This is a genomic window from Streptomyces sp. NPDC059696 (assembly GCF_042733745.1).
Lineage (GTDB): Bacteria > Actinomycetota > Actinomycetes > Streptomycetales > Streptomycetaceae > Streptomyces.
In genome coordinates this window covers 75,017-96,490 of sequence record NZ_JBHWFG010000011.1, presented here as the reverse complement: position 1 = coordinate 96,490, position 21,474 = coordinate 75,017, and the positions used below count along the sequence as shown (strand labels likewise).

Here is a 21,474-nt window from a genome sequence, read left to right as displayed (position 1 = left end):
TCCCCGCTGCCCCGACGGCGGTCGAGGGGCTCGCACCGATCATGCACCAGCGGGGCGACGGCCCGGCCCGCGGGCCCAGTATGTGGGCGCCGTCGGGCAGGGACACACAGCCCCGCAGTCCCGTCGCGGCTGTGTGCCGCGTTCAGTCACCCGGGCCCGCGGCAGGCGCCGTCACCCAGGGGGCCCCTGACGGCCCGTCGGCCCCGGCGGGCTCGCCCGGCTGTGCCGGAGTCGCGCCGAGGTGGCGTCGGCGCCGGGTGTAGGCGGTGACCGCCTGCCAGAGGTCGCGGCGGTCGGCGTCCGGCCAGAGCCCGGGGGTGAAGTGCAGTTCGGCGTAGGCCGAGTGCCAGGGCAGGAAGTTGGAGATCCGCTGTTCGCCGCCGGTGCGCCACAGCAGGTCCACGTCGGGCATGTCCGGGTGGGGCAGGTGCCGGGCGAAGTCGTCCTCGTCGATCAGGCCGGGCTCCACACGGCCGGCCCGGGCCCGGGCCGCCAGGGCGGCGGCGGTGCGGGTGAGTTCGTCCCGGCCGCCGTAGTCGATGCACATCGTCAGTGTCAGGCCGGTGCGGGCGCGGGTGGTGCGCTCCCGCAGGTGGAGCAGGTCGACGAGGTCCGGGGGCAGACGGCCGGCGCGGCCGTGCCAGCGCAGCCGGACGTCGAGGTCGCGGAAGGGGTTCTCGGCGAGTTCACCGCGCAGCAGGTCGAGGATCGCGTCGACCTCCTCCGGATCGCGGTGCCAGTTCTCGGTGGAGAACGTGTACAGCGTCAGATGGCGCAGGCCGATGTCCAGGGCGCCGTGGACCACCTCGCGCACGGCCGTGGCACCGGCGCGGTGGCCCGCGTGCCGGGGCAGGCCGCGCTGCTGGGCCCAGCGGCCGTTGCCGTCCATGATCACGGCGACGTGGGCGGGCAGCAGACCGGGCGCGATCTCCGGGGGACGCGCGCCGCTCGGGTGGGGCGGCGGCCGCCGGAAGGTACCGGTGGGTGCCGGCCCGGCGGGTGCCGGCGGCCGGTGCGCGGCGGGGCGTCGCCTCGGCGGCACCGTCAGCGGGGTCAGACTCCAGGCCAGGGCCGCACGGGCCCGGGCGGGGGCGAGGACGCGGGCCCGGGTGTGCAGCGCGGGCCGGGGCGGGGAGCGCAGCAGGTCCGGGCCGGCCGCGTCGACGGCGTCGAGCTGGGCGCGCAGCAGGGCGGCCATCGTCTCCAGGACGGTGGCGGGGCCGGGGTGCATGCCGCGGGTGAGGCCCTCCTGGGACACCCACTGGCGGGCCAGACCGGTCAGGTACGTGATCAGCGCGGCGACGGCGGGGCTCCAGCGGCGCCGCGCGAGGTCGGCAGCCGCACCGGGGTGCCGGTCGAGGGCCTCGGCGGGCAGGAGCAGATCACCCTGCGCGAGGTCCGCGGACAGGTCGGTGAGGATGTCGGTGAGCCGGACGCCGTCGAGGAACTCCTCGTAGGCCTCCCGGGTGTCCAGGCGCAGTGCCACGGGGACGCCGGCCCGGTCGAAGACCGTGCGGACCTGGCCGAACCAGGGCAGCAGGTTGTCCCGGCCCCAGGCGCGCCACTGCGCCCAGTCGGCGAAGTCCCGGCCCCGGGTGTCGTCCCGGACCTGGGCCATGGCGTCCCGCAGCTCGGACAGGTCCAGGCGCCAGCGGTGCGCGGTGTCCACCAGGGCGTGCCGGACGGGGTCCGGACTTGCTCCGGTGGGCAGTTCGCGGTGCAGGGCGGTGATCCAGGCCCCGACCCGGGCGGCCCGCTCGGCGGCGGGCGCGGTGCGGTCGTCGCCGAGGTCGTCGAGGGCGTTGGCGGCCGCCCACAGCGCGTGCAGGGCCGGCCGCAGGGCCGCGGGCACCAGCTGGATCAGCGCGTACTCCGCCGGGTCCTGCTCCTTCGTCCGGCGCCGGCACAGTCGGTAGGCCGCCCGCAGGGCCGGGTCGTCGTCGCCGGTCACCGGAGGTCCGGCCGGCTCCCGGGGCTCGGTTCGTTCCGGGGCTCCGGCGCGCTCCGGGGACGCGGAGGCCGCCTCTCGGTCCGCGGGGGCCGTGGTCGCGGGGGGCACATCGCTCACACCGAGGACGATACGTCCTGGTTCGGCGCGGTGATCACAGGGGCGGGGCGCGCGTCAGTGGCGTGCGTCACGGGCCCGGTCCCGGGTCCGGCCGCACGGCCTCGGTGATGCCGGCCCGGGCCGCCTCCAGCTGGGCGGCGAAGGCGATGCCGAGGAACAGCGCCACACCCGTCAGGTTGGCCCACAGCAGCAGGGCGACGAACGCCGTCAACGGCCCGTAGACGGCGCCGAACGAGCCGCTCTCGGCGACGTAGAGCGCCAGCAGCCAGGTGGCCGTGATCCACAGCACCAGGTGGACCGCGGAGCCGAACGCGAGCCATGTGTAGCCCGGTTGGTCCCGGCGGGGCGCCCAGCGGAAGATCACCGCGGAGGCGAACCACGCGAGCAGCACACCCAGCGGCACGTCCAGGGCCTCCCACCAGTCGAGCCAGGCATGGGACCAGCCGAGGGTCTCCACCACCGCGGCCCCGACGGCGTGACCGGCCACGAGCACGAGGAATCCGAGAACCATCGGCATGCCCGCCGCGAGGGCCAGCACCAGGGACCGGCCGTACTTGGCGATGAACGGCCGGTCGCGTTCGATGCCGTAGATGCGGTTGGCGCCGCGTTCGACCTGGGCCATCGCCGAGGCCAGGTTGAGCAGGGCGAACACCAGACCCAGCCACATGGCGACGGCGCCCCAGGCCCCGGAGCCGGCGCTGCGCTCGGTGCCGTGCAGGGCGTCCTCGACCAGACGCGTGCTGGCGCCGGGCACGATACGGCCGAGGGTGCGTTCGATGATCCGCCCCACGCTCTCCGTGTGCACGGTGGTGGCAACGCCGACCAGGGCGATGGTGAACGGCACCATGCCCAGGACCACCTGGAAGGCGAGGGAGCGGGAGTTGCTGAAGCCGTCGGCGTAGCGGAAGCGGGTGAACGCGTCGACGAGCAGCCGGCGGCCTCCGTAGCGCCGCAGCGCGGTGAACGCCTCGTCCCCGGAGAGTTCCTCCCCGATCATGTCCCGCGTCTGCGGGACGTGCACTGCGGTGCCCATCGAGAAAGGTCTCCTTCTGCCTGCCCTGCGTACCGGTCCAGCATGCCGGGCGGGCGGCCGCGCGGTGGGTCAGAAGGGCATACGTCCGCGGGTGCGGCGGCCGGCCGAGCCGCTGCGGCTCACCGCGCGGGAACTCGAGTGGAAGGGCTTGGCGAAGAGCCTGCCCAGGACACCGGGTGCCTTGCTGCCGGCCCGGGCGCCCGCGCCGAGCGAACGCTGTGTGCCGCGTTCGGGGTGGCGCGAGAGGCGGGGGACGAGGAAGGCGAGCACGGCCAGCAGCACGCACCCGGCGATGACGACGGCGATGATCACGAGTAACTCCCTTGACTGGTCGGGGAGATACGGGTGCCCCGCCGGCTCGCCTCCATGTGGCCTCCTTGTGGCCTTCTCCGAGATCCGAGCCGTTTCGGATACGGGCATCGCTCCGTCGGGCGGGGCGGGCTGCTCCGTCGGCGGGCTGCTTCCTTACGCGTCCTGCTTCTGTTCCCTACGTGTCCTGCTCCTGGCCGGAGTCCTCCGGCGGGTCGCCCTCCTCCGGAGCGGTCGTGTCGTCGCGGTCGCCCTCCGCCTGGGAGGGGGTGGGACGCGGGGTCGGTTCCGGCTCGTCGTCGCGGTCGCCCTCGGCCTGGGACGGGGTGTGGTCGCTCATGGTGCACCTCCGGTGGCGGCGGTCGGCTGCCGGGTACCCCGGTGGGGCGAGGCGCACCGGCCCCGCACGTGTTCCCCCGGGCCCCCGGCTCCCGGCCACCGCCCCCGGCGCTCCCGGCTCCCGGCTCCCGGCCATCCGCCCCCGGCGCTCCCGGCCCCTCAGCCCCGGCGGCGCCGCGCCACCGCCCGGCTCAGTGCCGTGCGCAGCTCGGCCGGTGGCGGTGGGCCGCCCGCCTCCGCGCTCGCCGTCACCGCCGCCGCGACGTCCCGCAGCTTGGTGTTCGACAGCTGCGACGTCTCCCGCAGGATGTGCCACGCCTCGTCGGACGTGCAGCCGTGGGTGGCCATGAGGATGCCCCGCGCCTGGTCGATGACCGGGCGGGAGGCGATGGCCTGCCGCAGCTGCTCGACCTCCTCCTGGAGGACGTGCAGGCGCTCCGCGCGTTCCAGGGCGACCGCCGAGACGGTGGGCGCGGCCGGTGGCGCGGCGGGGGCCGGGCCGGTGGCGTCCAGGCCGCTCAGCGGGTCGGTCGTGTCCAGGCCGGCCAGCTCCAGGATCCGGCGCGGCTGGCCGTTCCAGTTCGTCGCCGTCACCGTCAGCGCCCGCCGGCGGCCGTGATCGGCCAGCACGTCCAGGAACTGCAGGCCCGCCGTGTCCATGAAGTGCACACCCGCCATGTCCAGGTCCACCCGGGTGACGGTGGCCGGCAGGCCGGCCAGGGTTCTCGCCAGGACGTCCGCGCAACCGTGGACGAGCTCACCCCGCGGGGTGAGCTCGGCGCGGTCCGCGTCCACGCGGCCGGGGATGACCAGGGTGTCCAGCCCTCCTGTGAGATGTGGTGATGCCGCTGAGGTCATGTCACCGCCTTGTCTGTCCTCATCGGTCGTGTGCGTCTCGCCGGACTGCACGACGTCTCTCACCCCCGTGGACGTCGGTGTGCTCGTGCGCCTGCCCGCCGTACGGCTTACTACACCCGCTTCGGGGGAATGAGCTCTCGCCGTACGGGTACGAGCGCAGTGGTCCGAAACGTGGGGAGAGGGCCTTGATGACGCGGCAGCAACTCTCGGAGACCGGCCCCGTGCCGGGCCTGGCGGTGTCTCCGCTGGCCGGGCAGCAGGGCGTCCGGGCGTCCGGGGAGGTCGGTCTGACGACGCGTGCGATCTGGGAAGGTGTCCTGGAAGAGGCTGTCCGTGAAGGTGACGACGTGTATTGCCTGGAGCTGTCCGACGTGACGTTCGTCGACGTCGCGGGCGCCGGTGCCCTCGCGGCCGCCGCCGGGCGGCTCCGGGACGGCCGGCGGTTCGTGGTGCGCCGGCCGCCGCCCGCCCTGCGGCGCACGCTGGACCTGCTGTGGCCCGGCCAGAGCGGAATCGAGGTGTCGACGTCATGACCGCCGCCGTCACCGAGGCCTTCGGCCCCCTGGACGCCTTCGCCCACCCCGCACTCCTCTACCGGGACGAGCAGGAGTACCTCGACGGCACCCTGCCCTTCGTGCGCGACGGCCTGGAGGCCGGCGACCCGGTCGCCGTCGCGGTGCCCGGCAAGAACCTCGACCTGATCAGGGACGCGCTGGGGGACGCCGCCGCGTCCGTGCGCCTGGTGGACATGCGCGAGGCCGGACGCAACCCGGGGCGGATCATCCCCGGCGTGCTGCTGGCCTTCGCCGACGCCCAGCCCGCCGGACGCCGGGTGCGGATCATCGGCGAGCCGGTCTGGGCCGGCCGCTCCGCCGCCGAGTACCCGGCCTGCGCCCAGCACGAGGCGCTCATCAACGCCGCCTTCCGGGGACGCGCCGCGACGATCATGTGCCCGTACGACGTCGCGCGGCTGCCCGAGCACGTGGTCGCCGACGCCCACGCCACCCATCCTTCCGTCATCCACCCCGGCACCCGGGCGGAGCAGGACAGCACGGCGTACGACCCCGAGGACGTGGTGCTGCGCTACAACCAGGTGCTGCCGCCGGTGCCGCAGGCGCTGACGTTCGCCTTCGAGGCCGACTCCCTCTCGCACGCCCGGCACGTGGCCGTCGGGGAGAGCGCCCGGCTGGGCCTGGCCGGTGTGAAACTCGACGACCTGGCCCTCGCCACGGCCGAGCTCACCACCAACAGCGTGGTGCACGGCGGCGGTTCGGGCGTGCTGCGGGTGTGGTCCGAGGACGGGTACGTGGTGTGCGAGGTCCGCGACGACGGGCACTTCGGGGACGTCCTGGCCGGGCGCCGGCCGGTGCCCCGCGACCAGCGCGGCGGACGCGGCATCCTGCTGGTCAACCTGATCGCGGACCTGGTGCGGGTGCACCGGGGCGACGACGGTACGACCGTCCGCTGCTGGTTCGCCCGCTGACGCGGTGAGGGGCGCTCAGGTGCCCAGCGGGTCCAGCGCCAGCGGAGCGATCCTGCCCTCCAGCATCGCGCCGAGCCCCTGCACCGCGCACACGTCCGGACGCTCGGCGATGTGCACCGGCATGCCCGTGGCCTGCCGCAGCATCTGGTCCAGCCCCGGCAGCAGCGCACTGCCGCCGACCATCATGATCCCCCGGTCGGCGAGGTCGGCGACCAGGTCGGGCGGGCAGTCCCGCAGCACCTTGCCGATGCCGTCGAGGATCGCGGTGAGCGGCGTCTGGATGGCGTTCCGCACGGCCGCGGTGTCGACCTGGACGGAGCGGGCGAGGCCGGTGGCGACGTCCCGGCCGTGGATCTCCGTGGAGGCCGGGCCCTGCGCGGTGAGGCCGTTGCCGGACAGGGCCAGCTGCAACGGCCGTACCGACTGGCTCGGCAGCATCAGCTCGTGCTCGTGCCGCAGGTGCTGCACGATCGCGTGGTCGACGGCCTCGCCGCCCACCGGGATCCGCTCGGCGGTCACGATCGAGCCCAGGGACAGCACCGCCACCTGCGTGGCCGCCGCCCCGCACACCATGATCATCGTGGCTTCGGGCTGCTCCACGGGAAGCCCGCAGCCGACGGCCGCGGCGATGAGCGTGTCGACCAGTTCCACCCGGCGCGCCCCCAGCCCCACGAGCGTCTCGATCGCGGCACGCTGGGCGAGCGGGTCGGCGTCGTGCGGGGTGCAGGCCGCGGCCCGCAGGATCGGCTTGCGGCGCAGCGCGCGGCGCATCTTGTCACCGAGCAGATGGCGCAGCATGCGCTGCGCCATCTCGATGTCGACGACGGTGCCGCCGGAGACCGGCCGGACCACCCGGATGTAGTGCGGGGTACGGCCCGTCATCTTCTCCGCGAGCTCGCCGACGGCGATCAGCGCTCCGGTACGGGTGTTCACGGCGGCGGCGGACGGCTGGTCGACGACGAGCCCGGCGCCCTTCACGTAGACGCGGGTGCGGGCCGCTCCCAGGTCGACGGCGAAGTGGCAGCGGCGCAGCTGCTCCAGACTGGCGGTCATGGCAGGTCCTCCCGAGAGCACAGACCGTGGGGGGCCGCCAGGTGGCGGGCCTCGCAGACGTGGGTCCGCCGGGTGGCGGGCCTCCTTCGCATCGTGCGCGGGAGGGGGCCGGGCCGCCTTTCGAAGGGGGCCGGGCGGGGCGCCGCCGAACGGGGGGTTCGGGCCGTACTACAGGGAGCGGGCGGCCTCCAGGACCGGAGCCAGGGAGCCGACGGTCGTCTCGCAGCCCGCCTCTTCGAGCAGCCGGCCGGCGGTGGTGTTCCGGGCGAGGCCGACGAAGCGCAGCCCCGCCTGCTGGGCAGCGGTCAGTTCGGCCACCGTGGAGCCGATGAGGACGCCCGTCGCGGCGTCGCCGGCGCAGGCGTGCACGGCGCGCAGCAGGCAGTCGGGGTGCGGGGTGAGCAGGGAGAGGTCGCTGCCGCGGGCGTGGATGCCGGCCAGGGGAAGGCTGTACGGGGCGAGGTAGCGGTGGACGGCCGGGGCGCTGACGTCCGAGACGACGCTGACGCGGCGGCCGGAGGCGTGCAGGGCGCGCACCAGCGGCACGGAGTTGTGCGTGGTCGGCGCGTCCGGGACCGCGCGCAGTTCGAGGGCGTCGAGACGCTCGCGCAGGAGCGGGCCCAGCGGGTCCCGGGCGAAGGCCCGCAGCACGTCCAGCGGATGGGTGAACGTCTCCCGCACCGCGGCCGTCGGGACGTCCCGGGGGTCGCGGTGCTCGGCGACCAGGGCGAGCAGGTCGAGCGCCGCCTCGCCCGCCGCCTGCGCCGAGAACAGCCGGGCCAGGGGGCCGTCGAAGCCGAGCAGCACGCAGTCGGCCTCGGCGAGGAGGTCCGCCGGCGGGCGCCCCGCCGGGGCCGTGGTCTGCGGCCCGGGCAGGGCCGTGCCCTGCGGGGCCAGCCGCACCGACACCGACACCGACAGCCCCGGCACGGGCCAGTGGCGCAGGCCCGCGTTGACCGCCCGCTGGGCCGCTCCGGCCCGGCGCAGCGGATGCCGGCGGGTGATCCGGGCCGCCTCCTCCAGCAGATGGCCGAGCAGTTGCTCGGAGACGCGGGTGACCTCGGCGCGGACGAAGGCCACCGGGTCTTCCACGTGCCAGGACAGCTCGACCGCGGCCGCGAAGGCGCCCTTGCCGGAGCTCGGCAGCGAGACCCGCTGGTGGGAGTGATGGGTCGTCAGGTCGACCCGGTAGTACGTCACGGACCGCGACGGCCGGCCGCCGTGCGGCCGGGCCGGGTCGAAGAGGGTGAGCGGGCCGTCGGGCCGGGTGTGGACGACGGCCGTGCGGCCGGGTGCCGGTATCCCCAGCCGGCGCAGGTCGTGCGTGATGAAAGGCCCCTCCACCAGGTCGCGGGCCGCGGGCTCGGGCGCCGCGGCGGGGGTGAGCGGGCAGTACCAGGCGACGGGCGGGGTGTCGGTGGCGCCGTCCCGGTAGAGGGGCTGGAGACGCCGGGGGCCCTGGGCGGCGGAGCTGGCGGCGAACTGCTCGTACACGGCCGGGGAGACGATCACCCGGATGCCGGCCGGTGCGGCCGGCGCGGGCGGTGGCGGAGTGGGCCGGTCCCAGAAGGTGACGGTCAGCGGCGGCGGGTCCGCCGGCCCGGTGAGGACCTCGGGCAGGCCGCGCAGGACGGCCACCAGGACGGGCAGGACGAAGGTGCCCGGTTCGGTGTGGACGACGTAGCCGTCGGGGCGGACCCGTACGTCGTACCGGTGGGGGGCCAGAGCGCCGCGGGAGAGCATCTCGTGCACCGCGTACTCGAGGGTGATGCGGGCCTCGGGGCGGCCGGTGAGGTCGTCGGCCTCGAACGTGATGGTGGGGGCGGCCTCCCGAGCCTCGTCCCGTTCGGCGTGCAGGGCCCGGAGTTTCGCCTTCAGGATTCGCAGACGGTCCCGGGCCGCGGCTGCCGCGGGGCCGGGAACACCGTCCAGGGCCGGGCCGTACCAGAGGTCGAGCGCCCGTTCGGCGTCGGCGGGGCCGCACGCCGGGTCGTCGAGCAGTTCCTCGCAGTGGAAGGCGTCGACGCGCACCTCCGGCACATGCAGGGCGTAGGCGTTCGGGAGGGTGACCAGGGCGCCGGGGGGCAGGACCCGGCGCAGCTCGGGGACGAGGTCCTCGATGCGGGCCGCGGCCCGGCGCTCGTCCGGCGGCTCCTCCCACAGGCCCCGGGCCAGCTCGCTGTGCGTCATACGGCGTCCGTGGGAGAGGAGCAGCATGCACAGCAGCGCCTGGACCTCGGGGGCGGGAGGCTCCACGGGCCGGGTGCCGTGGCTGATGCGCAGGGGACCGAGCAGGGTGACGTCGAGCGGAGGAGGCCAGGGGGCCGTCGCGGCGAGGCCGGCGGCGTACCGGGCGGCCGCGGGCAGCCTGCGCCCGTCGATCAGGTCGAGCAGTTCGCGGTGCTCGGCGGGCACCGGCACACTCGTCGCCAACTGCTTGAGCAGCCACCGGAACTCGCTCAGGTCCCACGCGGGGTCCTTGTCCCGCGACTCCTCGCCGAGCGCCACCCGGCTCAGCAGCACGGTCCCGTCGGGACGCAGCAGCAGACCCGTGGGCCCGCGCTCCCCGCGCACCAGGCCGCGGCCGTGCAGCGCTTCGAGTCCGGCCAGCCCCTCGGCCACCAAGCGGGCGAACGTGCGGAAGGAGAGCCCGGAGAGCACCTCGGCGAGGGTCAGCCCGTCCACGAACTCGGTGACCACGTACGGACTGCCGTCCGCCACACCGAAGTCCAGGACCCGTACGACGTGCGGGTCCTCCAGTCCGGCCAGGGTGCGGGCCTCGCTCAGGAACCGCTCCTGCGGCGCGGGCTGGGCGCGGTACGGGCGCACGACCACCCGCCGGCCGGTGTCGACGTCCACCGCTTCCCACACGGCCGGGTGCGTCGCGCGTGTGTCGGTCAGCCGGTACCGGCCGGCGAACAACGGCTCCGGCGCCCCCTGTCCGCCCAGCCGCCGCACGGTCTCCTCGCTGACCGTGGCGAACGCCGGGCCCGCGTCGTCCTGCCCGCCGTGGGCCCGGGCCCGGAACTCCCCGGCCGCCAGCCCCGCCCGCTCGTCGATCAGTTCGCCGATCTCCGCGAGGAACTCCCGGGTGCGGCCACGGGCCGTGCGGGGCAGGGAGCGCAGCAGCAACTCCCGTACGCCGGTCCGGAACGCGTAGGAGCCGGGCGGGCCGGGGGCGGCGGTGAGCATGCCGCTGAGGATCACCTCGGCGAGGTGCTGGGGGCGCGGGTCGCGCTCCACGGCACGCTGCACGAGCCGCATCACCGGGACCGAGGGGACCGCGAGGGCGAGGTGCCCGGCCAGCCGGAAGGCCTCCGGGGACGCGGTCGCACGGAAGCGCAGCACCAGGTCCTCGGGGGAGGAGCCGGCGACGTCCGCGGTGGGTTCCGCGGGCGGCGCGGGAGCGGGCGGCAGCCAGGCCGCCGCCCCCGGGGTGCGGGCGCCGCCCGGGCCGGCGACCAGGGCCGCCCAGTGGGCGAGCCAGGCAGCGCCCGGCTCCAGCACCGGCAGGGGCAGGGCGCGCTCCGGGGGCGGGTCGGCGGGGTCGTACGGGGTGAAGGACAGGGCCGCCGACGGTGCCGCCGTGGCCGGGGACGCAAGCAGACCCGGTTCGGCGGGCAGCGCGGTCGTGGACCACAGGTGTTCGGGCAGGGGTTGCACGACGCCCACGGGCATGCGGTGGGACCAGTGGCGCAGGGTGCGGTACCAGCGGTCGCCGGCCTCACCCGGGCGCCACTGCGGGCCCATGCAGTCGCTGACGACGAGCGTGACGGTCCGCCCGTCGTCCGGGTCGGGCACCCGGTGGGCGTGGCCGTCCGGCGTGGCCGGGTGCAGGGTGATCGTGCGGAAGATGCCCGACTGGGCGAGGGCCGTGTGCAGTTCGCTCACCAGGGGACGCCAGACCGGCATGGTCGGGCCCGTGTCGTGCACGAGGTTCAGGCGCAGCCAGCGGTCGGGGGCCGGGCGCAGTACCGGGATCCACACGTCGGGGTGGGCGCCGAGCCGCGCGATCCGGTCGGCCGTCGCCCGCTCGTCCAGCACCCGGACGTGCGGGGAGGGCACCTTGCGCTTCAGCGGACGCAGGGCGCGCTGCAGCGCGAGGGGGTGGGGAAGCATCGGGGGCGCGGGGGCCAGCACGGGGGTTCCGCCGCCGCCCGGGGGATGGTCCGGCGACCGGGGGCCGGGCAGGGTCAGCGGCACGCGCCCGGCCGGCTCCCGACGCGGGGGGAGGGGTGCGTCCTCGGCGGGTGCGGGCGGGGCAGGCGCGGTCCGTGGGCCGGCCGCAGGCACCGGCGCCTCGGCCGGCGCCTGTGTCCCGGGCGTCGCGTCCTGTCGCCGCTCGGCACCCAACTGCTGGGCCAGCCAAACGAGTTCGGCGATCTCACGCGGCGTCGGCTCGGCCCCCGCCGCGACCAGGACCGCGTCGAGCCGGGCGATGGGGGAGGGGGCGGTTGTGGTGGTGTGCCGGTCCGCGGTGCCGGCCGGCACCGGTGGGACCGGGGGTGGTGCCGGCTCGGCGGTGCGCCGGGAGGACGGGTGCGGGGGCGGGTCAGAAGCCATCGCCGTCCGCCGACGCGCTGAGGTAGGGCATCAGCTGCTCGGCCAGGTCGTCGCGGGAGTCGGCGTCCAGGCCGGCCACGCCGGTCAGGTACAGGGCGTTCAGCAGCTGGTCGGTGGCCAGTTCACCGCCGGAGGCCCGTTCCAGGAAGCGGGTGATCAGCCGGTCCGCGTCGCCGTCGGGGGTGTCGAGGTGGGCGCGGACGATGTCGGTCAGCCGGTCGCGGTCGGGGCGGCGCAGCTTCAGCCGGACGCAGCGCCGCAGGAAGGCCGGCGGGAACTCGCGTTCACCGTTGCTGGTCAGGACGACGAACGGGAACGCCCGGCAGCGGACCCGGCCACGCCGGACGGTGACGGGCGTGTCCGTGCCGTCGGCGAGGACCTCGGCCGCCCCGCCGCGGGAGTGACGTGCGGCGCGGACCAGTTCCGGGATCTCGTACTGGCCCTCCTCCAGGACGTTCAGCAGGTCGTTCGGCAGGTCCAGGTCGCTCTTGTCGATCTCGTCGACGAGCAGCGCGCGCGGCCGGTCGTAGGGCAGCAGGGCGGTGCCGAGCGGGCCCAGGCGCAGATGGTCCTCGACACCGCCGGGCCGGTCGAGCCCCTCCCGGGCCGCGTACAGCCGGGACAGCGGGTCGTACTGGTAGAGGCCGTCGGCGAGGGTGCTGCGGCTGGTGATGTTCCAGCGCAGCACCGGGCCGAGCCGCAGCTCGCGGGCGACCGCGTAGGCCAGCGAGGACTTGCCGGTGCCGGGCGGGCCGGTGACCAGCAGCGGCCGGCGCAGCACGAGTGCCGCGTTGACGAGCCGGACGGTCTCCGGGGTGGCGACGTACGACTTCGCCCGGTGCACCCGGTCCGGGGAGACGGCCGAGGTGTCGTCGCCCTCGTGCGGCGGCGGCAGCGCGGGACCGCCGTCGAAGGCCCGCCAGGGCGGCGGGGCCGGGAGGTCGTCGATGCCGTCGTGCGGCTCGTGGTCGCCGGTGTAGACGGACCAGTGCGGCATGGGGGTTGCTCTCCGCTTTCCGTTGCGTGCGGCTGTGTCAGGGGGCGTCGGGCCGCTGTCCGGCGGCCCCGGGCAGGGTCAGGACACCGGCGACCCCGCGTGCGCGGCGGTGACGGCGTGCGGGTCGGCGAAGACCCGCGGGTCGTCCCACAGCAGCTGGATGCCGCGCGCCCAGTGGTCCTCCTCCGCGTGAGCCTCCTCGCGCAATGCCAGGATGTGACGCGGCAGTTCGGCCGGGGGCACGGCCGCCACGCACGCGTCGAGCGCGTCGAGGAAGGCCTTGCCCGTGCAGCCGTCCGTCCCGGCGCACTCCTCCCGCCCGGAGCCGCAGCCGCCGCGCGACCAGACGATCACCGGGGCCGGCGCGGTGAGCGAGACGTCGAAGTGCTGCCGGGTGTGGGAGGCGGCCGGGGCGGTGCCGAACCCGGCGAGGCAGGCGTCGGGCCGCCGCAGCCGCAGCCGGAGCCGCCCGGGCTCCTCCGGGCCGCCGCACTCCACGCGGTGCAGCCGCGCGCCCGGGAAGGCGTCGAGCCGTTTCCAGGCCCGGGTCAGCACGTGCCGGGTACTGGCCTTGCGCCGGGCGTGGTCGGTGACGACCAGCGGATAGAGGCAGCCGAGGGGGGTGGTGTCGTCCGGGGCGCTCTCCCAGCGGTCGACGGGCCAGTCCAGCCAGTCCCGGGGCAGTGCGAACGCCACCAGCTCGTCGGCCCCGGGCGTCAGGTACCGGAACGCCGTCTCGATGCGGTCCCGCACGTACGCGGACAGCCCGTGCTGCTCCACGGTGCCGGAGTCGACCGGGTGCCGCCGCCCCTCGCTGTACGCGGACACCTCGACACGGACCAGTCCGTCGCCCGCCCCGCTGTGGCCGAGCTCGACGAGGATCGGTGACCAGTCGGGCGCCGCGGGCGTCACGGCGGGCGTGTGCAGCAGCGCTTCGAGCCGGTCGGCGAACCGGGCGACGGTCCGTGCGGCGCCCGGGCCGTCGAGCTCGCACAGCACGAACAGGGCCGCCGACCACAGCGAGTCGAAGCCCTCCTCGGGCGCCGGCGGATCGAACGGGTCGGCCGCCGCGCGGTACAGCCGCACCGGATCGCAGTCGACGCCCGCGCGGGCCGCCCTCTCCACCAGAGCGCGCAGCCGGGCCCGGTCGGCGGTGGTGTGGTCGGAGGTGGGCACCAGGCCGCGCAGGGCGGGCCAGTAGCGGGCCATGACCTCGGTGGGCATCATCCGGCCGGTGCGCACGTCCCGGGCGCCGGCCGCCGACGTGACCATGCCGATGACCTCGCCGGTGTCGGCCAGCCTGACCGCGGCTCCGCTGAAGCCGGGGGCCAGCGGCTGCCCGCCGGCGTGCCAGGCCTCCAGCTGGAGCCACTCCTGTCGGATCAACTGCGGCGCGGTGACGCGGAATTCAGCGAGGGTGCCCTCGTCGAAGCCGACCGGGTAGCCGTGGACGACCAGTTTGCGCGGCGGTGTGCCGTGGGCGGTGTCGACCGGGGCGAGGGCCGCGGGGGCGATCGGCATGTCCCGGTCCAGTTCCAGTACGGCGAGGTCACCGGGGTCGGCGGCGCCGCCGCTCCAGCCGCCGTGGGCGACGACCCGGGCGGGCACGGGCGGCGTGCCCGGCAGCTCGGTGAAGCTCACCACCGGATCCTCGCCGTCGTCCACCACATGGGCGCACGTCAGCACCGTACGGGGCGCGACGAGGAAGCCCGCTCCGGCCACCCGGCCCCGTAACTCGATCCGCGCGTGCCACTCGGCGCTGTTCATGGGGCCGGGCTTGCCTCCGCGTCGGCCGGGGACCAGGTCAGTCTGACCACCAGGTGGCCCTCGGCGGTGCCCTTGGCGATGAACGCGCCTGTCTCGGCGGCCAGTTTGACCCCGAATTCGATCTCCACGCCGTCCGGTTTCAGGGACCCGTCGCGGAACACCCGCAGCGCGGACTCGGCGGCCGCCCGCACCCCGTCCAGGGCACCCTCGAACGTGCGGGTCGCCCGGACCGTGCCGTCGCCCCGGGAGACCGGGCGGGAGCCGAGGTGCTCCTCGGCCGCCTCGACCGTGACCACCGCACCGTCACCGGTTCTGAACTCGACCAACCCGTCCACGGCACCCCCGTCGTCGTCGCACCCGGCATTCCCGTTGTGACGGACGGTACTTGATGCCGCGTGAGGCAGCCACCGATACCTCAGGGTCCCACGGTCCCCCGGATCACCCCCAGCTCCACCAGGTCCTGCGGCCGGATGCGGAGCTGGTCCGCCGTCGTCTCCACTTCGCGCGGGGGGCGTTTGAGGATGGCCGCGGCGAGTTCCGGCGCGATCACGGAGAAGTAGCTGTCGGGTGTGGCCCAGGTGTTGCCGGGGGCCGCCAGGGCCAGGGCGCCCCCGGAGCCGCCCTCGCCGATCACCAGGGTGGTCACCGGGGTGCGGGCGCCCGCGACCGCGGCGAACAGGTCGGCGATCGCCGGGCCCGCGCCCTGCCGTTCCGCCTCCGCGTCGTTGGCCGCGCCCGGGGTGTCCACGAGGGTCAGTACAGGGATGCCGAGCCGGTCCGCCAGGCGGATCAGCCGGGCGGCGGTGCGGAACCCGGCGGGGCGGGTGGCGGTCCCGGTCTGCGCGGCGTACGCGACCGTGCGGCCCTCGTGCATGCCGAAGCCGCACAGCATGCCGTCCGGGTCCGTGCCGCCGCAGCGGTCGCCGCTGATCGCGGCCCGGTCGGTGAAGTAGGCGTCCAGGTAGGCGGCGGCGCGCGGCCGCCGCGGGGACCGGGCGCGGCGGACGGCGTCCCAGCCCGTGGCGGGCAGGTCCGCGGACCCGCCGAGCGGCTCGGGCGGCGGGGCGGGCGTGGTGGACGGGCACGTCAGCAGCCGCAGCCAGCGCCCCAGCGTCTCGCGCAGCTCCCCGGGCCGTACGAGCGCGTCCGCCGCGCCCGCCGCGACCTGCGCCTCCGCCGTGTACGCCGCCGGGTCGGCGCCGGCCGGCCGCACCCGGGAGCCGGCGAAGCCCACCTGGGCTCCGGGCAGTGCGAGCGTCACGTCGGCGCCCGCGCCCAGGGTGGCCCAGCCGCCCCCGGTCGTCGGGTCGCGCAGGACGGCCACCTGCGCCAGGCCGGCCTCCCGGGTGAGCGCCGACTGGCGTGCCACCCGCTGGAGTTGGGACAGCGCGAGCATGCCCTCCTGCATGCGGCTGCCGCCCGTGGCCACCAACGGCACCACCGGGAAGCGGCGTTCGCGGGCGTAGGTGTACGCCGCCTCCAGCCGGTCGCCGGTGCGCTCGCCCAGGGAGCCGCCGAGGAAACCGAACTCGAACGCGATCAGCACGGCCCGGGTGCCGCCGACGCGGGCGGTCCCGCACACCACGGACTCCTGCTCGCCGGTGCGTTCGACGGCACGGGCGCGGGAGGCGTCGTAGCCGGGCCAGGCGAGCGGGCCGTCGGGCCTGCAATTCCGCTCCGGGGCGGGGAGTTCGGCGAAGGTGGCGTCGTCGGCGAGGGCGGTGAGGACCGCGCGGGCGGACCGGGGCTCGGCCGTGCGGGAGGACCGGGGCTCAGTCATGGGGCAGCGCCCGCTTCATGATCTTCCCCATGTCGTTGCGGGGCAGGGCGTCGAGATGGTGGACGACCCGGGGCCGCTTGTGCGGGGCGAGGCGCTCGGCGACGTGGCCGGCCAGCTCGTCCAGCTGGGGCGGCGCCTGGGGATCGGCCGGCACGATCCACGCCACGATCCGCTCGCCCAGGTCGGCGTCCGGCTCCCCGGTGACGGCCGCCTCCCGCACCCCCGGGTGTTCGAGGAGCGCGTTCTCGATCTCACCGGCTCCGATCTTGTAACCGCCGCTCTTGATCAGGTCGGTGGCCTTGCGGCCGACGATCCGGACGTAGCCGTCGGGGTCGCGCACCGCCATGTCGCCGGTGCGGAAGAAGCCGTCGGGGGTGAACGCGGCGGCGGTGGCGTCGGGGCGGTTGAGGTACTCGGTGAACAGGTTCGGCCCGCGCACCTGGATCTCACCCACCGTCTCCCCGTCGTACGCGGTGATCGGCGTGCCGTCGTCCTCGACCAGCCGCAGCTCCACCCCCGGCAGGGGCACGCCGACCGTACCCGGGCGGGCCTCGCCGTCGGCGCGGACGGCGGTGTTCATCAGCGTCTCCGTCATGCCGTACCGCTCGATCACCCGCCGTCCGGTCGAGGTCGCGATCCGGCCGTGGTCGTGCACCGGCAGCGCGGCGGAACCGGAGACCAGCAGCCGCGCCCCGGTCAGCGCCTTCACCAGCTCCGGGTCGCTCGTCACGGCCTCGGCGATGCGGTGGTACATCGTCGGCACGCCGAACAGCATGGTCGCCCCGGTGTTCAGCTCGCGGGCGACGCCCTGGGTGCTGAAGCGGCCCAGGTGCCGCACCGAGCCGCCGCGCCGCAGCGGGCCGAGGACGCCCAGGACCAGGCCGTGCACGTGGAACAGCGGCAGTGCGTGGACGAGGACGTCGTCGCCGGTCCACCGCCAGGCGTCGGCCAGCGCGTCCAGGGTGCTCGCGACGGCCCGGCGCGGGATGACGGCGCCCTTGGGCGGGCCGGTGGTGCCGGAGGTGTAGACGATCAGGGCCGGATCCTCGTCCGCGGCGCGCTCCTCGGGGGCCGGGCCGGTGGCGTCCACGTCGACGTCCACACGCGGGAGGTCCCGCAGGGGCGCGGGGAGCAGGTCGTCGGGAGCGGTGAGCACGAGCCCGGGCGCGCTGTCGGACAGGATGTGCCCGAGTTCCCTCTCGCCCGACTTGGGATTGAGCGGCACGGCCGGTACCCCGGCCAGGAGCGCGGCGACCACGGCGACGGCCGTCTCCATCGTGGGCGTCGCCCAGACGGCGACCCGAGAGGCACCGCCGATGCGGCCCGTGAGCGCACCGGCCGCGGCGGCGAGCTGCGCGTAGGTGAGGGAGCGCTCACCGAACCGGAGGGCCGGACGGTCGGCCACGCTGCCGGCCGGGCTGTCGGCCGCGCTGCCGGCCCGGCTGTCGGCCGTGCTGTCGGCCGTGCTGTCGGTCAGGGCCGGGAAGAGAGGGGGCACGCGTCACGTCTCCTTGACTGTTGCCTGCTGCTGCCGTGGGCGGCGGCCCGGGTGCGGCCTGGTCGTCCCCACCCGGTCGGCCGCCGGTACGACAGCCACCACAATCCCTCCGTACACCACCAGCCGCCGGAAGAAACGCTCGCGGTCGATGTGCGGGGCACCGATGTCTCCTCCCCGTCCCCGGCCGCACGGCTGACGCCGTCCCGGCGTCCGGGCCGCCCGCCGGGTTCACCGCCGCACCGAAGGTGAAGGTCACACAGGGTGTCGCGGTTCCCGATGGGGTTGTTAGCCTGCGACGACATCTCGTCGATCGTCCGTACGAAGAGGGAGTGGCCGTGGCCGGCACCCCGCGCATCGCCGTCGTCACCTACGACCCCCGCGGCGAGGAGCACAAGGATCGCGATCTGCCGGTGCTCGTGGACGCGCTGCGGGAGGCCGGGGCCGACGCTCTCGCCGTCGCCTGGGACGAGCCGGACGCGGACTGGGCCGGGTTCGATCTCGCTCTCCTGCGGTCCACCTGGGACTACAGCTGGCGCGCCGGGGAGTTCACGGCGTGGGCCGAGCGGTGCGCACGGGCGACGCGGCTCGCCAATCCGCTCGCCGTCGTGCGGTGGAACGCCGACAAGCGCTACCTCGGGCAGCTCGCCGAGGCCGGGGTGCCCACCGTGCCCACCCGGTACTTCGCGCCCGGCGACCCCGTCGAGCTGCCCTCCGACATCGCGTACGTGGTGAAGCCCGCGTCGGGGGCCGGAGCCCGGTACGCCGCCCGCTACCCGGCCGGGGAGCGCGACGCCGCCCTGCGGCAGGCCGAGCGTCTGCACGCCGAGGGGTTCACCGTCCTGGTGCAGCCCTACCTGAGCAGCATCGACACGCACGGCGAGCGGGCCGTGCAGTTCTTCGGCGGGCGCCTGCTGCACGCCGGCGTCAAGGGCGCCGTCCTCACGCCGGGCACCCCGTACGACGCCGACAAGATCGCCCACCCCGGCATCCGCCCGTGGCAGCCGACCCCCGCCGAACTGGACGTCGCCGAGCGGGCGCTGGCCGCCGTGCCCGGCGACGCGGAGCTGCTGTACGCGCGCGTGGACCTGGTCACCGGCCCGGACGGCGAGCCGTGTGTCATGGAGCTGGAGCTGATCGAACCGAACCTGTTCCTCGACCTGCACCCGGACTCGGTGCCCCGGGTGGTGGAGGCGGTGCTGGCCGCCGCCGGCTGAGCACGACGCGCGGGGCACACGTCCGCCGGCGTCCCGTGATGCGGCTTTTGGTGTACTGCTGGGGTCATGCCCTCCGCACGACGGTCCTGGGCACCGCTGCTGGCGGTGTGTGCCGGGTACTTCATGGTGATCCTGGACGTGACGGTCATCAACGTCGCGGTGCCGGTGGTCGGGCGGGAGCTGTCGGCCTCACTCACCGGCATCCAGTGGATCACCGACGGCTACACGCTCGTCTTCGCCGGGTTCCTGCTGACGGGCGGGGCGCTGGGGGACCGGCTGGGCAACCGGCGGGTCTTCTGCTGGGGCGTGGCGGTGTTCACCGCGTCGTCCGCGGCCTGCGCGCTGGCGCCCGGCGCGGCCTTCCTGGTCGTGGCCCGGCTGGTGGAGGGACTCGGCGCGGCGCTGATCGTGCCCGGGTCGCTGGCCCTGCTCCAACAGGCCTACCCGGAGCCGGAGCTGCGCGCGCGGGCCTTCGGGCTGTGGGGTTCGATGGCGGGCATCGCGGCCTCCGCCGGTCCGCTGCTGGGCGGACTGCTGGTCTCCACCGTGGGCTGGCGCTGGGTGTTCCTCATCAACCTGCCCGTCGGCGCGGCCTGCCTGGCGCTCACCCTGCGGCACGTGGCCCGCTCGCCGCGCCGCGCCGACCGGGCCCTGGACCTGCCCGCGCAGGTCGCGGTCGTCGCCGCGGTGGCTCTGCTGACCGCTGCGCTCAACGAGGCCGGGCGGCGCGGCTGGTCCGACCCGGCCGTGCTCGCCGGACTCGGCCTGGCCGCACTGGCCGTCGCCGCCTTCGCCCTGCGCGAGCGGCTGGCCCGGTCCCCGGCCCTCCCGCTGGGCCTGCTGCGCTCACGCGCCCTGGGCGGCGGCGCCACCATCGGCCTGCTGTTCAACTTCGGCTTCTACGGCATGGTGTTCACCGCCAGCCTGGAGTTCCAGCACCAGCGCGGCTACAGCGCCCTCGGTACCGGACTCGCGCTGTTCCCCGCGGTGGCCATGACCATGTTCGCCTCGGTCCTGTCCGGCCGGCTGTCCCGCCGCACCGGCCACCGCCCCCTGGTCGTCTCGGGCATGCTCCTCGCCGCACTGGGCCTGGCCGGCTGGGCCGCGGCGGGCCCCGACCCCGCCTACGGGCTCCTGGTGCTGCCGATGATGGCCGCCGGCTTCGGCACGTCCTTCGCCCTCACCGGCTCGACCGCCACCGTGATGGGCGCCGCGCCCCCGTCCTACTCGGGCGCCGCCTCCGCCCTGTTCAACACCACCCGCCAGATCGGCAGCGCCACCGGCGTCGCGCTCGGCGGCAGCCTCCTCGCCTCGGCCACGACCTACGGCACCGGCATCCGGATCAGCATGGGCATCGGGGCCGCCGCGTATCTGGCGGCGGCGGCCCTCGCGTGGAGGTGCGTACCGAGAGCGGCCGGGCGCGGGGGCAGCGGTTGAGGCGAGCGGTTGTCGTCCGTTGGTCCGGCCGGCGCGGGGGCGGTGGCGGTTCGTCGATGCCCGTCGTGGCCCCGCTGCTCCGGTCTCGGTGTCCGGTGCTCACGTATCCGGGCGAACTACTGGCGCATATCCCCCACTTGGCCCAAAGTCGCGAGGTACGGTCATCGCCGACGTCGTCGAGCCGCACGGGGGAGTGGGCATGGGGAGCACCTTTCGCTACTGGACCGAGCGCATCGTGCTGGGCCTCACCGCCGCGGTCGGCATCGTCGTCACCCTCGCCGACCAACTCGACCTGCTCGACGGCCTGGCGAGCGACACCGTCCCGAAGCTCACGCTGCTGATCCTCAGCACCGTCACCCTGTTCCTGCTGTTCGAGATCGACCGGCTGAAGGCGCTGGACAACATCAGCACCCAGCTGTCCAAGCTGGACATCGACGCCCTCGCACGCGACCGCAAGCGCGAGCACTACGGCGGTGTGGTGCGGGTGCACCGGCGTTTTCCCGAGGAGGCCTTCGAAGGCTTCCTGAACAGCGCCGAGCGCGAGGTCACCATCCTGCAGACCTGGATCCCCAACGTGCACCGCTTCGAGTCGGCGCTGAAACAGGCCATCGCCGACCGCAGGGTCAGCGTGCGGGTCCTGCTGCTGCATCCGTCCTCCCCGGTCGCGGACCTGCGCAACGAGGCGCTGCGCGGCCTGCGCGACCCGGCCCTGGAGGAGGACGTCCAGGCCGGTGTCGCCCGCTGTCTGTCGACCCTCGCGTCCCTCTTCCGCTGCGTGCGCGACGGCGACCGGGCGCGGTTGCAGGTGCGCGTCTACCAGGCGCTGCCGTCGATCGCCGTGTACAAGGCCGACGAACACTATCTGGTCAGCTCCTTCCTGCACGGCCAACTCGCCATCGACTCGACCCAGTTGGAGATCGAGGGCAGTGACACCGTGATGGGCGGGGAGATCCAGGAGGAACTGGACACCCTGTGGAGCATCGGCCGCGACGTGGATCTGGACGACTGGCGCAGGTCCGTCGACACCGGCCGGTGAGCCACCGGCACCACCCGTGACCCTCGGAAAGGGGTACGC

Annotated in this window: 17 protein-coding genes; 5 read left to right on the top strand and 12 right to left on the bottom strand. The window is 75.3% G+C overall.

What is annotated here, in order from left to right; all coding sequences use genetic code 11:
- Positions 1-142: 142 nt before the first annotated feature.
- From uppS to ACFV20_RS14770, 5 genes are all read right to left on the bottom strand, one after another.
- The gene (gene uppS, locus ACFV20_RS14790; protein ID WP_385656259.1) at positions 143-2,068 is read right to left on the bottom strand and encodes a polyprenyl diphosphate synthase; all 1,926 of its coding nucleotides are present in this window, start codon (positions 2,066-2,068) and stop codon (positions 143-145) included.
- Positions 2,069-2,135: 67 nt separating this feature from the next.
- Positions 2,136-3,101 (bottom strand): YihY/virulence factor BrkB family protein, encoded by a 966-nt coding sequence (locus ACFV20_RS14785; RefSeq protein ID WP_385656257.1) that lies wholly within the window; start codon positions 3,099-3,101, stop codon positions 2,136-2,138.
- 69 nt (positions 3,102-3,170) lie between these two features.
- Positions 3,171-3,413 (bottom strand): DUF6411 family protein, encoded by a 243-nt coding sequence (locus ACFV20_RS14780; RefSeq protein ID WP_385656255.1) that lies wholly within the window; start codon positions 3,411-3,413, stop codon positions 3,171-3,173.
- Between the two features lie 175 nt (positions 3,414-3,588).
- A complete protein-coding gene (locus ACFV20_RS14775) occupies positions 3,589-3,750 on the bottom strand; it encodes a hypothetical protein (RefSeq protein WP_385656253.1) in 162 nt (53 codons plus the stop codon).
- Positions 3,751-3,908: 158 nt separating this feature from the next.
- On the bottom strand, positions 3,909-4,607 hold the full coding sequence (locus tag ACFV20_RS14770) for an ANTAR domain-containing protein (protein WP_385656252.1): 699 nt from the start codon (positions 4,605-4,607) through the stop codon (positions 3,909-3,911).
- A 188-nt stretch (positions 4,608-4,795) separates the two neighbouring features.
- Here ACFV20_RS14770 and ACFV20_RS14765 point away from each other — a divergent pair, with 188 nt between their 5' ends.
- Both ACFV20_RS14765 and ACFV20_RS14760 read left to right on the top strand, forming a co-directional pair.
- Positions 4,796-5,140, top strand: coding sequence for an STAS domain-containing protein (locus ACFV20_RS14765; RefSeq protein ID WP_385656250.1), 345 nt, complete (start codon positions 4,796-4,798; stop codon positions 5,138-5,140).
- Entirely contained in the window at positions 5,137-6,090 is a 954-nt protein-coding gene (locus ACFV20_RS14760; RefSeq protein WP_385656249.1) for an anti-sigma factor RsbA family regulatory protein, read from the top strand. Before ACFV20_RS14765 ends, ACFV20_RS14760 begins: the two co-directional genes overlap by 4 nt.
- A gap of 15 nt (positions 6,091-6,105) precedes the next feature.
- Here the strand turns inward: ACFV20_RS14760 and ACFV20_RS14755 are convergent, their stop codons facing one another.
- From ACFV20_RS14755 to ACFV20_RS14725, 7 genes are all read right to left on the bottom strand, one after another.
- Positions 6,106-7,143 carry a rod shape-determining protein gene (locus ACFV20_RS14755; protein WP_385656248.1) on the bottom strand — a complete coding sequence of 346 codons (1,038 nt, stop codon included), beginning with the start codon at positions 7,141-7,143 and terminating at the stop codon, positions 6,106-6,108.
- Positions 7,144-7,311: 168 nt separating this feature from the next.
- Positions 7,312-11,706: an SAV_2336 N-terminal domain-related protein gene (locus ACFV20_RS14750; protein WP_385656247.1), complete on the bottom strand. Its 4,395-nt coding sequence runs from the start codon at positions 11,704-11,706 to the stop codon at positions 7,312-7,314.
- Positions 11,696-12,703, bottom strand: coding sequence for an AAA family ATPase (locus ACFV20_RS14745; protein WP_385656246.1), 1,008 nt, complete (start codon positions 12,701-12,703; stop codon positions 11,696-11,698). Before ACFV20_RS14745 ends, ACFV20_RS14750 begins: the two co-directional genes overlap by 11 nt.
- Positions 12,704-12,781: 78 nt before the next feature.
- The gene (locus ACFV20_RS14740) at positions 12,782-14,470 is read right to left on the bottom strand and encodes a trypsin-like peptidase domain-containing protein (protein WP_385656244.1); all 1,689 of its coding nucleotides are present in this window, start codon (positions 14,468-14,470) and stop codon (positions 12,782-12,784) included.
- On the bottom strand, positions 14,467-14,805 hold the full coding sequence (locus ACFV20_RS14735; RefSeq protein WP_385656242.1) for a CU044_2847 family protein: 339 nt from the start codon (positions 14,803-14,805) through the stop codon (positions 14,467-14,469). Before ACFV20_RS14735 ends, ACFV20_RS14740 begins: the two co-directional genes overlap by 4 nt.
- A gap of 80 nt (positions 14,806-14,885) precedes the next feature.
- Positions 14,886-16,250, bottom strand: coding sequence for a carboxyl transferase domain-containing protein (locus ACFV20_RS14730; RefSeq protein WP_385656240.1), 1,365 nt, complete (start codon positions 16,248-16,250; stop codon positions 14,886-14,888).
- A complete protein-coding gene (locus ACFV20_RS14725; RefSeq protein WP_385656238.1) occupies positions 16,243-17,748 on the bottom strand; it encodes an acyl-CoA synthetase in 1,506 nt (501 codons plus the stop codon). Before ACFV20_RS14725 ends, ACFV20_RS14730 begins: the two co-directional genes overlap by 8 nt.
- Before the next feature lie 335 nt (positions 17,749-18,083).
- On the opposite strand from ACFV20_RS14725, the gene ACFV20_RS14720 reads away from it, so the two are divergent.
- The 3 genes from ACFV20_RS14720 (at position 18,084) to ACFV20_RS14710 (ending at position 21,435) form a co-directional block, all read left to right on the top strand.
- Complete coding sequence (locus tag ACFV20_RS14720; RefSeq protein ID WP_385656237.1) at positions 18,084-18,962, top strand: RimK family alpha-L-glutamate ligase; 879 nt, start codon at positions 18,084-18,086, stop codon at positions 18,960-18,962.
- A 66-nt stretch (positions 18,963-19,028) separates the two neighbouring features.
- Entirely contained in the window at positions 19,029-20,399 is a 1,371-nt protein-coding gene (locus ACFV20_RS14715; RefSeq protein ID WP_385656235.1) for an MFS transporter, read from the top strand.
- A 199-nt stretch (positions 20,400-20,598) separates the two neighbouring features.
- Entirely contained in the window at positions 20,599-21,435 is an 837-nt protein-coding gene (locus ACFV20_RS14710; protein ID WP_385656234.1) for a hypothetical protein, read from the top strand.
- Positions 21,436-21,474: the final 39 nt, after the last annotated feature.

Bases quoted from the DNA above. Each gene is read 5' to 3' on its own strand.
- ACFV20_RS14745 (WP_385656246.1), bottom strand. From the start codon at position 12,703: ATGCCGCACTGGTCCGTCTACACCGGCGACCACGAGCCGCACGACGGC.
- ACFV20_RS14770 (WP_385656252.1), bottom strand. From the start codon at position 4,607: ATGACCTCAGCGGCATCACCACATCTCACAGGAGGGCTGGACACCCTG.
- ACFV20_RS14785 (WP_385656257.1), bottom strand. From the start codon at position 3,101: ATGGGCACCGCAGTGCACGTCCCGCAGACGCGGGACATGATCGGGGAG.
- ACFV20_RS14775 (WP_385656253.1), bottom strand. From the start codon at position 3,750: ATGAGCGACCACACCCCGTCCCAGGCCGAGGGCGACCGCGACGACGAG.
- ACFV20_RS14760 (WP_385656249.1), top strand. From the start codon at position 5,137: ATGACCGCCGCCGTCACCGAGGCCTTCGGCCCCCTGGACGCCTTCGCC.
- ACFV20_RS14750 (WP_385656247.1), bottom strand. From the start codon at position 11,706: ATGGCTTCTGACCCGCCCCCGCACCCGTCCTCCCGGCGCACCGCCGAG.
- ACFV20_RS14740 (WP_385656244.1), bottom strand. From the start codon at position 14,470: ATGAACAGCGCCGAGTGGCACGCGCGGATCGAGTTACGGGGCCGGGTG.
- ACFV20_RS14755 (WP_385656248.1), bottom strand. From the start codon at position 7,143: ATGACCGCCAGTCTGGAGCAGCTGCGCCGCTGCCACTTCGCCGTCGAC.
- ACFV20_RS14730 (WP_385656240.1), bottom strand. From the start codon at position 16,250: ATGACTGAGCCCCGGTCCTCCCGCACGGCCGAGCCCCGGTCCGCCCGC.
- ACFV20_RS14715 (WP_385656235.1), top strand. From the start codon at position 19,029: ATGCCCTCCGCACGACGGTCCTGGGCACCGCTGCTGGCGGTGTGTGCC.
- ACFV20_RS14710 (WP_385656234.1), top strand. From the start codon at position 20,599: ATGGGGAGCACCTTTCGCTACTGGACCGAGCGCATCGTGCTGGGCCTC.
- ACFV20_RS14765 (WP_385656250.1), top strand. From the start codon at position 4,796: ATGACGCGGCAGCAACTCTCGGAGACCGGCCCCGTGCCGGGCCTGGCG.